General features: G+C 74.6%; 11 protein-coding genes. 5 read left to right on the top strand and 6 right to left on the bottom strand.

The annotated features are described in order from the left end of the window. Positions 1–69 precede the first annotated feature (69 nt). Positions 70–330: a hypothetical protein gene (locus AC0I8G_RS12950; RefSeq protein ID WP_471730283.1), complete on the bottom strand. Its 261-nt coding sequence runs from the start codon at positions 328–330 to the stop codon at positions 70–72. A 187-nt stretch (positions 331–517) separates the two neighbouring features. Beyond that, complete coding sequence (locus AC0I8G_RS12955; RefSeq protein WP_471730284.1) at positions 518–2,623, bottom strand: ATP-dependent DNA helicase UvrD2; 2,106 nt, start codon at positions 2,621–2,623, stop codon at positions 518–520. Between the two features lie 176 nt (positions 2,624–2,799). Between AC0I8G_RS12955 and AC0I8G_RS12960 the strand changes: the two genes are divergently transcribed. Both AC0I8G_RS12960 and AC0I8G_RS12965 read left to right on the top strand, forming a co-directional pair. Continuing rightward, positions 2,800–3,051: a mycoredoxin gene (locus AC0I8G_RS12960; RefSeq protein ID WP_380162441.1), complete on the top strand. Its 252-nt coding sequence runs from the start codon at positions 2,800–2,802 to the stop codon at positions 3,049–3,051. Positions 3,052–3,179: 128 nt separating this feature from the next. Then, positions 3,180–3,677: a nucleoside/nucleotide kinase family protein gene (locus AC0I8G_RS12965; RefSeq protein WP_471730285.1), complete on the top strand. Its 498-nt coding sequence runs from the start codon at positions 3,180–3,182 to the stop codon at positions 3,675–3,677. Between the two features lie 4 nt (positions 3,678–3,681). On the opposite strand, the gene nudC is transcribed toward AC0I8G_RS12965, so the two are convergent. After that, positions 3,682–4,656, bottom strand: a complete 975-nt coding sequence (gene nudC / locus AC0I8G_RS12970) for an NAD(+) diphosphatase (RefSeq protein ID WP_471730286.1) — start codon at positions 4,654–4,656, stop codon at positions 3,682–3,684. A gap of 41 nt (positions 4,657–4,697) precedes the next feature. Between nudC and AC0I8G_RS12975 the strand changes: the two genes are divergently transcribed. Beyond that, the gene (locus AC0I8G_RS12975) at positions 4,698–5,615 is read left to right on the top strand and encodes a macrolide 2'-phosphotransferase (RefSeq protein WP_471730287.1); all 918 of its coding nucleotides are present in this window, start codon (positions 4,698–4,700) and stop codon (positions 5,613–5,615) included. A 4-nt stretch (positions 5,616–5,619) separates the two neighbouring features. After that, on the top strand, positions 5,620–6,393 hold the full coding sequence (locus tag AC0I8G_RS12980) for an endonuclease/exonuclease/phosphatase family protein (protein ID WP_471730288.1): 774 nt from the start codon (positions 5,620–5,622) through the stop codon (positions 6,391–6,393). A 520-nt stretch (positions 6,394–6,913) separates the two neighbouring features. Here the strand turns inward: AC0I8G_RS12980 and AC0I8G_RS12985 are convergent. Continuing rightward, the gene (locus tag AC0I8G_RS12985; protein ID WP_471730289.1) at positions 6,914–7,600 is read right to left on the bottom strand and encodes an alpha/beta fold hydrolase; all 687 of its coding nucleotides are present in this window, start codon (positions 7,598–7,600) and stop codon (positions 6,914–6,916) included. 67 nt (positions 7,601–7,667) lie between these two features. Here AC0I8G_RS12985 and AC0I8G_RS12990 point away from each other — a divergent pair, with 67 nt between their 5' ends. After that, entirely contained in the window at positions 7,668–8,300 is a 633-nt protein-coding gene (locus tag AC0I8G_RS12990) for a TetR/AcrR family transcriptional regulator (protein WP_471730290.1), read from the top strand. Here the strand turns inward: AC0I8G_RS12990 and AC0I8G_RS12995 are convergent. Together AC0I8G_RS12995 and AC0I8G_RS13000 are read right to left on the bottom strand one after the other, a co-directional pair. Further along, a complete protein-coding gene (locus AC0I8G_RS12995) occupies positions 8,210–11,545 on the bottom strand; it encodes a UvrD-helicase domain-containing protein (RefSeq protein ID WP_471730291.1) in 3,336 nt (1,111 codons plus the stop codon). The genes AC0I8G_RS12990 and AC0I8G_RS12995 overlap by 91 nt on opposite strands. After that, positions 11,542–14,919 (bottom strand): ATP-dependent helicase, encoded by a 3,378-nt coding sequence (locus AC0I8G_RS13000; protein WP_471730292.1) that lies wholly within the window; start codon positions 14,917–14,919, stop codon positions 11,542–11,544. The genes AC0I8G_RS12995 and AC0I8G_RS13000 overlap by 4 nt, the downstream gene beginning before the upstream one ends. Between the last annotated feature and the right edge of the window lie 77 nt (positions 14,920–14,996).

The raw sequence follows: 14,996 nt of genomic DNA on the forward strand, positions 1-14,996 counted from the left end.
CACGAACGCAAAATGGCCGCGGACCCGAGGTGATCGGGATCCGCGGCCTGAGAGGTCGCCGGTCTGTGGCTAGACCGGTGGACTCAGAGTCGAGGGTCCCGAGAACGGGAAGGAGGTGCTGCCGTAGGCGGGGGCGACCAGACGCCCGGCCGGGGACTTCGTGGCCGGGAGCAGACGCACTCCACCCGTGGTCATGCCGCCGGTGGAGGCGTGGCTGCGCTCCCACGAACCGCACTGGGCAGCGATCGGGGAGGACTGGCGCGGGCGCACGGCGAAGGCATCGGCGATGACGCCGTTCTGCGCGGTGACCGCGTTCACGATGCTTTCCATCGTCCTGCCCTCCTCTGCGGTGCGTTCGCGCGGGACCGTTGCCCCGTGCTGTCGTGCATCTGACTGTAGGGGCACGCGCACCGGGACGACAACGTCTTTTTCCGCCGAGTTCCGGACGAGTTCCGGTGCGATCCTCAACCACCGCCTGATCCGTTGCCGTGCAACGGATCAGGGGATCTCATCGAGGTCAGTCGGTGGCGAGGACGGCCAGCACCTCGTCGGCGTACTTCTCCAGCTTCGACGGCCCGACCCCGGAGATCTTCGCCAACGCGGCGGTGTCCGTGGGCATCGCCTCGCAGATCGCGACGAGCGTGGCGTCGGTGAACACCACGTAGGCGGGCACCTCGGCGGCCTTGCACGTCGCGCTGCGCCACTCGCGCAACCTCTCGAAGACCGCCTCGTCGTAGCTGGACGGGCAGTCGCTGCAGCGCCCGAGCTTGCGGTCCACCCCGGCGGTGAGCGACGCGCCGCAGACGCGGCAGAGCATGGGCCCGCTGGTGCGTTTGGTCTTCGCGCCCGCCGGCGTGACCGCACCGCCGCGACGGGCCGTGGGCGCGCCCTGGGGACGGACGGCGTCGAGGAAGCGCGAGGGTTTGCGGGAGGCCCGGCCTCCCGGGGTGCGGGAGTTGGCCCAGGACAGGTGGATCCCCTCGCGGGCCCGGGTCACCCCGACGTAGAGGAGGCGGCGTTCCTCCTCGATGTCGTCGGGGGTCTCGGCGAACGAGATCGGCAGCAGCCCCTCGCTCACCCCCACCAGGAACACCACGTCCCACTCCAGCCCCTTGGCCGCGTGGAAGGAGGCCAGCGTCACGCCGTCGACCGTCGGGGCGTGCTGGGCCTGGCTGCGTTCGAGGAGTTCCTCGACGAGGTCGCTGAGTTGCGTACCGGGGCGCTTCTCCGCGAGCTCGTCGGCGAGGACCACCAGCGCCTGCAACGACTCCCACTTCTCGCGCGTCGCGCCACCGGCCGTCGGGGCCTTCTCGCCCCAGCCGGCCGAGGACAGCACCGCACGGGTCTCGGCCCCGAGGTCGTGGCCGGGCACCGCGGACCGGGCGCCACCGCGCAGCAGCACGATCGCGTCGCGGACCTCCTTGCGGGAGAAGAACCGCTCCCCGCCGCGGACGACGTAGCCGACCCCGGCGTCGGCGAGCGCCGACTCCAGGGCCTGCGACTGGCCGTTGGTGCGGAACAGGACCGCGATGTCCTTGGCGCTGCGACCACCGCGGACCTCGGCGGCGATGCGCGCGGCGACGCCGGCGGCCTCGGCGACGTCGTCGTCGTAGGCGGTGAACGTGGGCGGTGGGCCGGAGGGCCGTTGCGCGATGAGCTCGAGGCGGGCCTGGGCGTGCGTGCCGCTGGCCATCGAGAGGACGGAGTTGGCGAGGCCGACGACCTCGGGGGTGGAGCGGTAGTCCCGCACGAGCCGGACGACCTTGGTGTCGGGGTGGCGACGGGGGAAGTCGAGCAGGTGCTCGGGGGTGGCGCCGGCGAAGGAGTAGATCGTCTGGCTGGCGTCGCCGACGACGCAGAGGTCCTGGCGACCGCCGAGCCAGAGGTCGAGGAGGCGCTGCTGCAGCGGCGAGACGTCCTGGTACTCGTCGACGACGAAGTGGCGGTACTGCTCACGGACGGTGGCGGCGACGTCGGGGCGCTCGTCGAGGATGCCGGCGGTCAGCAGCAGGACGTCCTCGAAGTCGATGACGGCCCGGTCGGTCTTCACGTCCTCGTAGGTGCGCACGAGGCGCGCGACGGTGGCGAGGTCGAGCCCGCCCGGCTCGCCGCGGCCCGCGGCGGCGGCGAGGCGCACGTAGTCGTCGGGGTCGACGAGCATGACCTTGGTCCACTCGACCTCGGCGGAGAGGTCGCGCACCCGGGTGCGGTCGGCCTGGATGCGCAGCCGGTTGCAGGCGTCGGCGATGAGCGGGGCCTTGTGCTCGACCAGGTTCGGCAGCGACCCGCCGATGGACTGCGGCCAGAAGAACTGCAGCTGACGCAGGGCGGCGGCGTGGAAGGTGCGGGCCTGGACGCCGGCGACGCCGAGGTCGCGCAGGCGGGTCCGCATCTCCCCCGCGGCGCGCGCCGTGAACGTCACGGCCAGCACCCGGTTGGGCACGTAGGCGCCGGAGTGCACGCCGTAGGCGATGCGGTGGGTGATGGCGCGGGTCTTGCCGGTCCCGGCGCCGGCGAGGACGCAGACGGGGCCGTCGAGCGTGGTCGCGACCTGGCGCTGCTCGGGGTCGAGCCCGTCGAGGACCGAGTCGGCGCTGGGGCGGAGGTCTGTGCTCGTCGTCATGGCCCCGGCATCTTCTCCCACCGGACGGGTGGTCGGTGGCAGGAGGGGCGGCGCGTTGTGGACGACACGCCGTGAACCGCCTGCGGGAAGATGGCTGTGGATCCCGTGGTTGCACGGGGTGCAGACGATCCACAGCCCGGTGGTGACCTGGAGCGAGGAGCAGGACCGTGTCCACGATGGAGGCCCCCGCGGCCGGCAGCGTCACGATGTTCACGACGACGTGGTGCGGCTACTGCCGTCGCCTGAAGTCGCAGATGGACCGTGAAGGCATCAGCTACTCCGAGGTGAACATCGAGGAGGTCCCGAACGCGGCCGAGTACGTGATGCAGGTCAACGGTGGCAACCAGACCGTGCCGACGCTGCTCTTCCCGGACGGGACCGCCGCGACGAACCCCTCCCTCGCCGAGGTCAAGGCCAAGCTCTCCTGACCACGACCTTCCGGCCCACCGGTCCCCGCGAGTTCGCGGACCGGTGGGCCGTTTCGCTGCCCGCGGGCGCCTGCGTCGGCGTCGACGGCGCCGTCGACGCCGACCGCGCCTGGTTCGCGGAGCACCTGGTGGCGGCGCTGCGCGAGCGGGCCCGTCCGGTGCTGCAGGCGGACTGGTCGGGTTTCTGGCGTCCCCGTTCGCTGCGCTACGAGTTCGGTCGCGACGACCCCGATGCGTTCCACGACACCTGGCTGGACGTGCCGGGGCTCTACCGGGAGGTCCTGGAACCCCTCGGCGCGGAGCACGAGCGGTGGTGGGTCCCGTCGTTGTACGACCCCGGCACCGACCGGTCCTCCCGCGCGGCCCGTCGCGACGTCCCCGACGACGCCGTCCTGGTGTTCACCGGCCCGTTCCTGCTGCGCGAGGACACCCGCTGGGGTTTCGACGCCGTGCTGCACCTGTCGACCTCGGACAACGCGATCCGCCGCCGGGTCCCGGCCGACGACGTCGACCGGGTCCTCGGCGGGTGGAAGCGCTACCTGGACTTGAGCGAACCCGTCGACCTCGCGACCGCGGTGCTGCGGTGCGAGGACCCCCGGCACCCGGCGGAACTGGTGCGGGAGTAGCGGATCAGGCCCAGGGCTTGTCGTCGGGAACGGGGATCGGCCCGCCGTACCAGGCCTCGATGAGGCGCCGGGCGATGGAGACCCCCGGCGGCGGCAGGACCCGTCCGGCGGCGAGTTCCTCGGCGAGTTCGTCGCGGGTGAACCAGCGGGCGAGGGCGATCTCGTCGCCGTCGACCTTGATCTCCCGGGTCGTGGCGCGGGCGGCGAAACCCACCATGAGGCTCGCCGGGAACGGCCACGGCTGGCTACCGAGGTAGACGACGTCCTCGAGGCCGGAGCCGATGACGATGCCGGCCTCCTCGAACGCCTCGCGGCGCACGGTGTCCTCGAAGCACTCCCCCGGTTCGACGAAACCGGCGAGGACGGAGTAGCGGTTCTCCGGCCAGACCGGCTGGTGGCCCAGCAGGAGTTCGTCCTCGGGCGAGATGATGGCCATGATCACCGCGGCGTCGGTGCGCGGGAAGTGCTCCTTGCCGTCGGGTTCGACCTTCACCCAGCCCGACGACGCGGCGGTCAGCGGCTGACCGCTGCGCGGGGAGAACCGCGTCACGGCGTGCCAGTTGCCCATCGAGAGGGCCTCGGTGAACAGCCCGGCGTCGCGGGCGGAGAGTTCCTCACCGACCTCGCGCAGTCCCCGCCACTCCTCGCCACCGCCGGCGCCGTCGGTGGCCTCGGGTTCGGCGTCGGCCGAGACGACCGCGACGTGGTGGACGCCCTCGTCGACGCCGAGGTAGAGCTGCAGGTCGTCGGCGCCGGGGGTGGGGACCTGGGCCGGGGCGCGCAGCACCAGCTTCAACCCCTCCGGAGTGCTCACGACGGGGGCGCGTCCGGCGTGGACCTGCAGGACGCGGGTGTCCGGCGAGGCCCAGAGCTCCTGCAGGTGCGAGGCCGGGACCCGGTTCACTCCGGCCCGGTCGACGTGCTGTCGGGACAGCGCCAGGTTGCGCAGGGGGGGACTCGGGAGGGGCACTGGGGTCACACCTGCACCTTATGCAGGCCCTCGCGCAATACCGTGGGGGTGTGCCCGTCCGCTCGCCCCGTGTCCTCGCCGCCCTCGCCACCGCCGCCGTGCGGGGTCTGGACGTGGTCGCGGCCGGTCCCACCGACGCCGACGGCGCGGACTTCGACGTCGCCGTCGTGGTGGACGGCGAGGGCCGCAGGTTCGTCGTGCGCACCCCGCGCCGGCCCGCGGCGGCCGCCGCGCTGGACGCCGAGGTGGAACTGCTCGCCGGCCTCGTCGAACCGTTGCCGTTCGCCGTCCCCGAACCCGCCGGGACCCTGGCCCTGCCCGAGGGTGGGCGGTGCGTCGTGCACCGCGAGCTCCCGGGATCCCCGCTCGACCCGGGTGACCTGCGGCCGGGCCCGGGGCTGGCTGCCTCGATCGGCATCGGACTCGCTGCGCTGCACCAGATCGACACCGGGGTGTTCAGCGACGCGGGGGTGCCCGTCTACGACGCGGAGGAGTACCGCAAGCGGCGGCTGTCCGAACTCGACCGCGCCGCCTCGACCGGTCACGTCCCGCCGCGGTTGCTGACCCGCTGGGAGGTCCTCATGGAGGACGTCTCGCACTGGCGGTTCGCGGCCACCCCGATCCACGGCGACCTCGTCGGTGAGCACGTGCGCACGGACGGCTCCCGGCTCACCGGCATCACCGGCTGGGTCGACGCGAAGATCGCCGACCCCGCCGACGACTTCGCCTGGCTGGCCGTCGGGGCCGACCCCGACGCGCTCGAGTCGGTCCTGGAGGCCTACGCCCACGCGCGCCACGAACCGCCGGACCCCGATCTGCTGCTGCGGGCCCGCCTCGCCGGCGAGCTCGCCCTCGCCCGCTGGTTGCTGCTGGGGTTGCGGATCGAGGACGCCGAGATCATCGAGGACGCCCGGCGGATGCTGGACGACCTCGACGCGCACGCGGACGCCAACCCGTTGGGTTCCTGATCCCGTGCACCTGCGCATCGCCTCGGTCAACGCGGCCTCCGGTCGCGACCTCGCCTCCGGCGCCGTCGACTCCTTCGTCCTGACCACGGCGGTCGCGGCGCTGGACGCCGACGTCGTCGCGGTGCAGGAGGTCGACCACCTGCTCCCCCGCAGCGCACGGGCGGACCAGACGGCGCTGCTCGCGCAGGCCACCGGGTCCACCGGGCGCTTCGTCGCCACCGTCCACGGCACTCCCGGTACGCCGCAAGGCTTCTACCCGGCCGACGCGACCGTGGCCGGGGAACCGTCCTACGGCATCGCCCTGCTGTCGCGGCTGCCGGTCCTGGAGTGGCGCGAGGAACGGATGGCTCCGGGTCGCGCGAAGCTGCCGCTCCCCGTCCCGGGCGCCGGGTTGCGCTGGATCCCGGACGAGCCGCGGGCCGTCGTCGCGGCCGTCGTGGAGACGGCGATCGGACCGGTGAGCGTCCTCGGGACCCACCTCTCGTTCTCGCCGCTCCGCTCGGTCGCGCAGTTGCGGGCCGTCCGGCGCTTCGCCGAGTCGCTGCCGCGCCCCCTCGTCCTGCTCGGGGACCTGAACCTGCCGCCGGGCGTCGTCCACCGGGTCCTGCCCTGGCGGCCCCTCGTCACCGGCCCGACGTTCCCCGCCCCCGCACCGAAGGTGCAGCTCGACCACGCCCTCGCCGACGGGCTGCCGGACTCCGTGCGGGTCACGGCGCGCATCGAGCAGGTGGGTGGGAGCGATCACCGGGGTGTGATCGTGGACCTGACCTTCGACTGATGCCCCGCCGCACGGGTCCCGGGCGCGGAGCCCACCTCGAGTTCGTCGCTCTCATCCGGGACACGCACGACCCGACGCGCCTCGCCGCGTCCTGGAGCGGCCTGCTGGACCGACCCGCCACGCCGGACGCCCTCCTCCCCGGCTCGGCCACCCAGCCGGGTCCCCGGTTCGTCCCGAGCAGCAGAGCGCCGATCTCCTCGTCGAACGCTGGTGCCGCGTTCCCGACCACGAGGACAGCGAGGCCGCTCCCGCCTGACCCGTCGCACCCATCGCTGTCACCACCTCCCGTGAGACACGGGTCACACGAGGGTGGGATCCCGGCGCCTGGCCGCGTCGAGTGAGGCGTGGATGTGACGATCTCGTCGCCAGAGCGCCCGGATCGTCGCACCCACACCTCACTCCACGTGGTGACACCGATGGGTGTCCCAGTGGGGGCCGCCTCGGGAGGACCGGGAGGGTGCAGCGCTGGCCGACCCCGACGGCGACGAGTTCCGCCACATCCCCTGAGCACCGGGACGGGTCAGGACCGCGGCGCGAGGCGGAGGACGAGGTCGCGCACCTCGACCGGCCGGGACAGGAACGGGTGGTGCCCGGCGTCGATCTCGACGACGGCGTCCGCGCGGGCAGCGTGCTCGCGTTGCCGCCGCGGCGGGGTCCCGCGGTCCTGGGTGCAGACGAGGTAGGTGGTGGGCAGGGCCTGCCACGCGGCGGCGGTGACGGTTGCCGAGGTCACCTCGACGTTCTGCCGGGCGAGGTGGCGCTCCCCCTCGGCCCGGACCTCGGGGTCGCAGTCGTGCAGGAACGTGTCGACGAGGAGTTCGGGGCGCACCCCGAACGTGCCGGCGTCGACGTCCACGTCGAGGAAGGGCGAGGGCCCCCCGCCGAAGTCGGCGAGGCCCTGGCCGACCTCGGGCAGGTAGCTGGAGACCAGCAGCAGGTGGCGGACGGGATCGATCCCGGCGGCTGCCTGCGCGGTGACGATCCCGCCGTAGCTGTGGGCGACGACCACCGTCGGTTCGTCGCTGTCCTGCAGCACCCCCCGCACCGCGGCGACGTCCTCGGCGAAACCACCCGAGCCACCCTCGCCACAACTGGGCAGCAGCGGCGAGACGCTGCGGACACCGTTCTCCTGCAACAGGTCCGCGGTCCGGCGCCACCACCACGACCCGTCCTTCACGCACGCCCCGTGCACGAACACGACCCTCATCCCGACCTCCACGCTCGTCCGGCGACCAACGCTAGACGTAGCGATCGTTACGCGAAAAGATCCGGGGATGGGCCGTCGACCGCAGCCGCAGGTGAAGGAGGAACTGCTCGACGCCTGCGCCGACCACGCCCTCGCTCACGGCCTCCCCGACCGGCTCGGACCGTTCGTCACGGCCACCGGGACCTCGGCGCGGATGCTGATCTACCACTTCGGCACCCGCGACGCCCTGCTGCGCGCGGTCCTCGGCCGGGCCCGGCAGCGACAGCTCGACGGGTTCCGCGACCTGCTCCGGCCACGACCCGACGAGCCGTACCGCGACACCCTCACCCGGGCGTGGACCGCGATCACCGGGGCGGACGGGCAGCCCTACCTGCGGATGTTCGGGGAACTGCGCGAGAGCACCGTCGAGCCGTTGTGGCCGGAACTGCGCCGGGCCGCGACGACCGACTGGCTCGAACCCCTCGAGGACGGACTGCGGACCCTCGAGCGCCCGGAGCTCGCGACCCTCGTCCTGGCCGTGATCCGCGGACTGATCACCGACCTGCACGCCACCGGCGACCGGGACCGCACCGACCGCGCGTTCCGGCAGTTCCTCGCCAGCCTGGGCGACTACCCGACCGGCACGGAACGGACCAGACGTTCCAGGTCGTCCGCGCCCAGCAGGTCGACGGGCCGGACCGTCGCACCCGTCGAGGCGTAGAAGAACGCTGCACTGACGTCCTCCAGCGGAACTCCCTGCCACCGCGACCAGGCCAGGCGGTAGACCGCGAGCTGGACGTCGCGGGCACGCGCCCCGTCCCCCTCCGGCGGTCGGCCCGTCTTCCAGTCCACGACGTCCCACCGGGTCCTCCCGGCCGAGACCGTCGAGAAGACCGCGTCGATCCGGCCCCGCACCACGAGGTCGGCGACAGGGGTCTCCACCGAAACCTCGACGGCGACCGGGTCCCGTGAGGCCCACTCCGAGGCGAGGAAGCGACGCTGCAGCGCCACGAGCTCCGCGTCGTCGGCGGCGTCCTCGTCGGCCGCACCGGGGAGGTCGACCAGGTCGAGCAGCGAACTCGCGGTGAAGCGCTGCTCCAGCCAAGCGTGGAACGCCGTCCCCCGGCGGGTCGCCGGACGGGGTTCCAGCGGGACGGGCCGTCGCAGTTGCAGGGCCAACGCGTCGGCGTCCTGGGCCAGCGCCACCAGCCGCGACGCGGAGAGGTGCTTGGGCAGGAGCACCCCGGGGGCGTCGTGGGCCCGGGCGCGCTCGGCCAGCAGCAACCGGCTCTGCTCGCCCCAGGACAGCGTCTCCTCGTCGACCTCGTTCACCTCCTCGTCGGTGGTCGTCCCCGCCATCGCGGCGCGGACGAGCGCCGCCCCCGCGTCCACGTCGCCGCGTCGGGAGGCGAGCGGATCGACCGGCCAGACGACGCGCTGCGGGTTCGCCGTCCGCGGGTTCGGCGCGTCGGGCTCCGGCGGGGCCGCCGGCGGCAGCACCACGAGCCCGGGAACGGCGCCGGGCGGGGCCTCGAGGACCTCGCGCAGGAACCGGGAGGGCTCCCGGGGCCTCGTCGCGTCGTCCCAGTAGGCCCCGGACAGCAGGAGTTCCTCCTTGGCCCGGGTGAACGCGACGTAGGCGAGACGGCGTTCCTCGGCGAGCTGGTGCTCACCGCAGGCGGCGAGGAACTGCTCGCGGGCGGTGTCGAGCTCCTTCTGGGTGTCGGCACCCTCGATGTCGAAGTGCGGCAGGCTGGAGCGGTCACCGCGCAGCGGGTAGGGCAGGACACCCAGCGAACCCATGCCGCCCAGCCACCCCGGTGCGGTCTCCCCCGTGGCGGGGAACGACTTCTCGACGAGCCCGGGCACGGCGACGACGTCCCACTCCAGTCCCTTGCTGGCGTGCACGGTGAGCAGCTGGACGGCGTCGGTCGCCACGTCGGAGGCTCCGGGTTCCAGTCCGCGCTCGCGGACCTCGGCCGCGTCCAGCCAGGACAGGAAACCCCCCAGCCCCGGCCGTTGCGACCCCGCCGAGAACGACGCGGCCGCGTCGGCGAGGGCGTCGAGGTTGCTGCGGGCGAAGGCCGGGGAACTGCCCGGCCGGGCCGCCACCTCGACGTCGAGCAGCAGGGCGCGTTCGACCTCGCCGACCAGGTCGGCGACGGGCAGGTGGGTCCGGCTGCGCAACCGGCGCAGGGCGGCGGCGAGCCGGGACAGCCGGGTGTGCGCCCGGGCGGACAACCCGCGACCGTCCGGTCCGGTCCAGCCGGGGCCCGGGAGGTCGTCCAGGGCCTCCACGAGGCTCACCGACTCGACCTCGTCGGGCAGGAGGACGACGTCCTCGCCCGGTTCGTGCGGGTCCTGCGGCAGCGCGTTGCGCTGCCGCTGGAGCTGACGGGCCCACACCCCCAGCGCCGCGAGGTCGCGGGCGCCGAGGCGCCAGCGCGCACCGGTCAGCAACCGCGCGAGGTGGTCGCCACGACCCGGGTCGTGCAGGACGTGCAGGGTTGCGACCACGTCGACGACCTCCGGGGTCGAGAGCAGTCCCCCGAGCCCGACGACCTCGACGGGCAACCCGGCGTCGCGCAACGCGCGCTGCAGCACCACGAACTGGCTCCGCTTGCGGCACAGCACCGCCGCGGTGCGACGGGGTCTGGGGTCGGCGCCCTCCACCCGGCGCTGGACGGCGAGCCGCTCGGAGTCGGCGCGCCACACCTCGGCGAGGCGGGCGGCGACCTCGGCGGCCTCCTCCTCGACCGTCGCGGCGAACGTCGCCCGCACCCGGCCGGTCCCGGCGCCCGGACGCGGGCGCAGCACGGCGACCGTCCCCGCCGTGAGCGCCGCGTTCAACGGCTCGGCGACGACGTTGGCCGCGGCGAGGACGCCCTCGTCGTTGCGCCAGCTCGTCGCGAGCGGCAGCTGGGCGGCGGGGGTGTCGTCGAGGCGGCGGAAGTGGGCGGGGAAGCTCACGAGGTTCCCCGCGCTGGCGCCGCGCCAGCCGTAGATGGACTGGTGCGGGTCGCCCACGGCCGTCACGGGGTGCCCGTCCCCGAACAGCGAACGCAGCAGGGCGAGCTGGGCGTAGGAGGTGTCCTGGTACTCGTCCAGCAGCACGATCCGGTGCTTCGCCCGCTCCGCCGCGGCGACGGCCGGGACCTCGCGGGCCAGGCGAGCGGCGAGCAGCACCTGGTCACCGAAGTCGAGCTGCTCCGCGTCACGCTTGCGGCGCTCGTACTCGGCGAGCAGCGGGACGACGACCTTGCGGGCCTGCTGGACGGCCAGGAGGTCGCGGACCTTGGCGTAGGGCTCCCCCGGGACGTGCGCGCCGAGCTTCGCGATGCTCCTGTCGTCCTTGGGCAGCGTCTTGACGTGGGCGTCGATCCCGTCGACGAAGGACAGCACGTCCGCGGGGTCGACGAGGTGCTCGGCGCACTCCCCCGCCAGCTGGAGCAGCGCCGCGGCCAGGGTGCTCGGTGCGGCCTCGACCCCGGGCAGGTCGCCGCGCCAGGTCTCCACGACGTCGGAGGCCAGCTGCCACGCACCCGCGTCGGAGAGCACGGTGGACTGCGGTTCGATGCCCATCCGCAGCCCGTGGTCGATCACGAGCGACGCGGCGTAGGCGTGGTACGTCGAGACGACCGGTTCCCCCTCGCCCAGCGCGTCGTCGGCGGTGTCCCCGCCCAGGCCGACGGCCCGCAGCCCCCGCAGCCGGCGACGGACGCGTTCGGCGAGCTCTCCGGCGGCCTTGCGGGTGAAGGTCAGGCCGAGGACGTCCTCGGGAGCCACCAGGCCGTTGGCGACGAGCCACACGACGCGCGAGGACATCGTCTCCGTCTTGCCCGAGCCGGCCCCCGCGACGACCAGCATCGGCTCCACGGGTGCCTCGATCACGGCCACCTGCTCGGGGGTCGGGGTCGGCCGCCCGAGCCGGTGCGCGATCTCCACGGCTCCCAGCAGCTCGCTCACCGGCCACCCTCCTCGACGACGCTGCGACCGGCGTCCTGGGCCGGACAGCTGCTGTAGACCGGGCAGTACCCGCAGTGCGGACCGACGACCGCCTCGAAGCGGTCGGCGGCCATCCCCTCGGCCGCACGGGCCACGAGGTCGGACGCCCAGCCGGGCTCGGGGTCCTCGTCCAGAGCGCGCTGGCGCTGCTGCGGGGCCTTCTTCTGGTTCCCGCCGAGCTGGACGAGGGCGGCGCCCCCCGTGCCGGGCACCGCGGGGAACGCGCCCTCCTGGGCGGCGAGCTGGTAGACGCCGAGCTGCGGCAGCCGCTCCAGGTCGGCCTTCGACGGCTGGGTCCTGCCCGTCTTGAGGTCGACGACCACGGCTCGACCCTCGCCGTCGACCTCGAGCCGGTCCACCCGGCCGCGGATGCGGGCGCGACCGACCAGGACGTCGACGTCGAGCTCGACGCCGGCCAGCGTGCGGCCCTCCCGGCGGGCCTCGCGGTAGTACTCCGCGAGCTTGTCGACCATCCGCTCGGCCCGGGCGCGCGCGGTGTCCGCGACCCACCCGTCCGGCAGTCCGAGGGTCGGCCAGAGCACCCCCAGGCGACGACGCAGCTCGAACGCGTCGGCCTCGGGAGCCTCGGAGGCGATGCGGTGCACGAGGTTGCCGATCGACTGGCTCGTCGAGTCGCCCGCGCGGGCGCCGGAGCTCTCCAGCAACCAGCGCAGCCCGCAGCGCTCGAAGCTCTCGACCCGCGACGGCGAGACGGCGACCTCCTCGTGCGGAGCGCGCAACGGGCCGTCGTCGGTGAGGTCGTCGACGCCGTACCACTGCGCCGGGTCCGCGCCACCGACCCCGGCTCGGGCCAGCTCCGCCAGCCGGGCCGCCGCGGCGGCCTTGCGCTGCGGGGACTCGAGCGTGTCCGGCGCGCAGACGACCTGGCGCAGCCGGGCCACCAGCGCCGGCAACGACACCGCCCGTGGCACGGTCGCCAGTTCGCGCTCCTCGTCCTGCGCGCCCTCCTGCAGCCCGGCCGCGTCGGCGACGACGTCGACGAAGGCCGACTGGCGTTCCTCCTCCGCCCGCACGGCGGTCACCGCCAGCTCCTCGCGCGCCCGGGAGACCGCGACGTGGAAGAGCCGCAGCTCGTCCTCCAGCACGGCGCGGCGCGCGCCGGGGCCGTCGGAGTCTCGGCCCTCGAGGACGTCCACGAACGCCTGCGCGCCGAGGAGGGAACCGCGCAACCGCAGGTCGGGCCAGACCCCCTCCTGCACCCCGGCGACGACGACGAGGTCCCACTCGCGTCCCACCGCGCCCTGCGGGGTGGTCAGCGTGACGGCTCCCGCGTCGGGGGCGCGGTCGGCGAGGGTGTCGGAGGGCACCTCGGCCGCCATCAGCTGGTCGAGGAAGCGTTGCGCGCTGCCGGACCCGGGGAAGCGGTCCACGAAACGACCCGCGGCCTCGAAGAGGGCGAGCACGGCGTCCAGGTCGCGGTCGGCGCGCCCGGCGTCGGCCCCCTCGACGACGGCCCCGGCCAGGGCGGCCCGCTGCCAGCGCTCCGCCAGACCGCTGGCCTCCCAGATCCCCCAGAGGACCGTCTCGGCGCTCGCGTCGGGCGCCGCGGCCGCTCGTCGACCGGCCTGCAGGACGACCGCCACCCGCACGGCCGGGCGCAACGCCGGGTCCTCGACGCCGAGCATCGCCAGGTCACCGTCCGTCGCGGCGAGGTCACCGGCCTCCGGCGCGGCGAGCGCCCCGGCCAGCGCCCCGGTGAGCACGGCGTCGCTGCTGCGACCGCCACCGGCGGCGACCTCGCTGCGGCGCAACGACTGCCGCAGGCGCCGCAGGGCGACCACGTCGGCGCCGCCGACGGGCGAGGTCACGAGGTCCCTGGCCGTGGCGTCGTCGAGGGCCTGCGGGTCGAGGACGACGGCGAGCGCCGTCAGCAGCGGGCGGACGGACGGCTCGTCGCGCACGGGGACCTCCGCGAGCGGCACCGCGAGCGGCACCCCGGCGTGCGCGAGACCCCGGCGCAGCGCGGCGGTGTGCCCGGCGGAGCGGACGACGACGGCCATCTGGGACCAGGGCATCCCGTCCAGCAGGTGGCGGCGGCGCAACCGCTGGGCGATCCAGGCGGCCTCCTGGGTGGGTGAGCCGAGGACGGCGACCTCGACGTGCCCACCGCCGCCACGACCCGCGCGGGCCGCGCGTTGCCCGGCGCCGCCGAGAGCGCCGATGCGGGTCGAGACCGCCCGGGTCACGTCGTGCAGGACGGGCCGCTGACGCCAGCCGGTGCCGAGCACGAACGTCGGCGCGTCGACGCCCGGTCGCGGCCCGAACCGCTGGGCGAGCCCGGCGGCGGTGCGCGCGTCGGCGCCGCGGAAGCCCTGGGTGACGCTGTCGGGGTCGGCGGTCAGCACGAGGTCGCGCCCACCGGCGACGACCTCGAGCAGGCGCAGACCGGCGTCGGAGAGGTCGTGGGCGTCGTCGACGGCGACGAGGTCCCAGCGGGCGCGTTCGGCGGCGAGCAGGTCGGGCTGGGCCTGCAGGGCGACGACGGCCTCGTCGACCACGGCGGCCGGGTCGTAGGCCTCGGAGCGGCTGAGGGCGTTGACGTCGAGGTACTCCTCGAGGAGGGCGGCCGCGGCCCGCCACTCGGGCCGGGCCTGGGTCCGGGCGAGGTCGAGCAGGTCGGCGGAGCGCAGCCCCCGTTCGACGACGCGCATCAGCAGGTCGCGCAGTTCGTTGCGGAAGCTGCGCAGCACCCAGGACGCGCGGGGGACGTCGCTGGGCCAGCTCGGGACCCGCAGGGCACCCGTGGCGGTGAGCGCGCCGGTGGCGTCGAGGTCGAAGAGCTCGGTCACGGCCGGGCCCTCCTCGGCGGTGACGGCGAGGTGACCGCGGAGCAGGTCGGCCAGGATCGAGTCCTGTTCGGCGCCGGAGATCAGGCGTGGCGGCGGGGTCCCCTCGCGGACGTGGACGAGGCGCAGCACGCCGAAGGCGTAGGACTGGGGCGTGCGGGCCGCGGGCTGGCCCGTCGTGCGTCGCAACCGTTGCGAGAGGTCGTCGCGCAGCAGGTCGGCGGAACGGCGGGTCGGGGCCAGGACGAGGACCCGGTCCGGTTCCAGGCCGTCGCGTTCCACCCGGGTCGCGACGAGTTCGCGCAGGGTGCGGGTACGACCGGTCCCCGGGGCGCCCAGGACGACCAGCGGGCCGCTGCCGGGCCGGGTGTCGAGCACCCGCTGCTGGCTCGGGTCCGGCTGTGCGGCAGGAGGTTCGACGGGTGCGGCGCGCCGCAACCGCGGCGGTCGCGGCCGTCGGCGGAGACCGTCGCCGCCCCTGGCCGGTCCACGGCCCGCACCACCGTCGTTCGCGTTCTCCCCGAGCACCCCGTCATCGCACCACAGACCTCCGACACGACCCCCACCACGACCCCCACCACGACCCGGACGGGGACTCCCATGCC

Source organism: Kineococcus sp. AC630 (assembly GCF_979255925.1).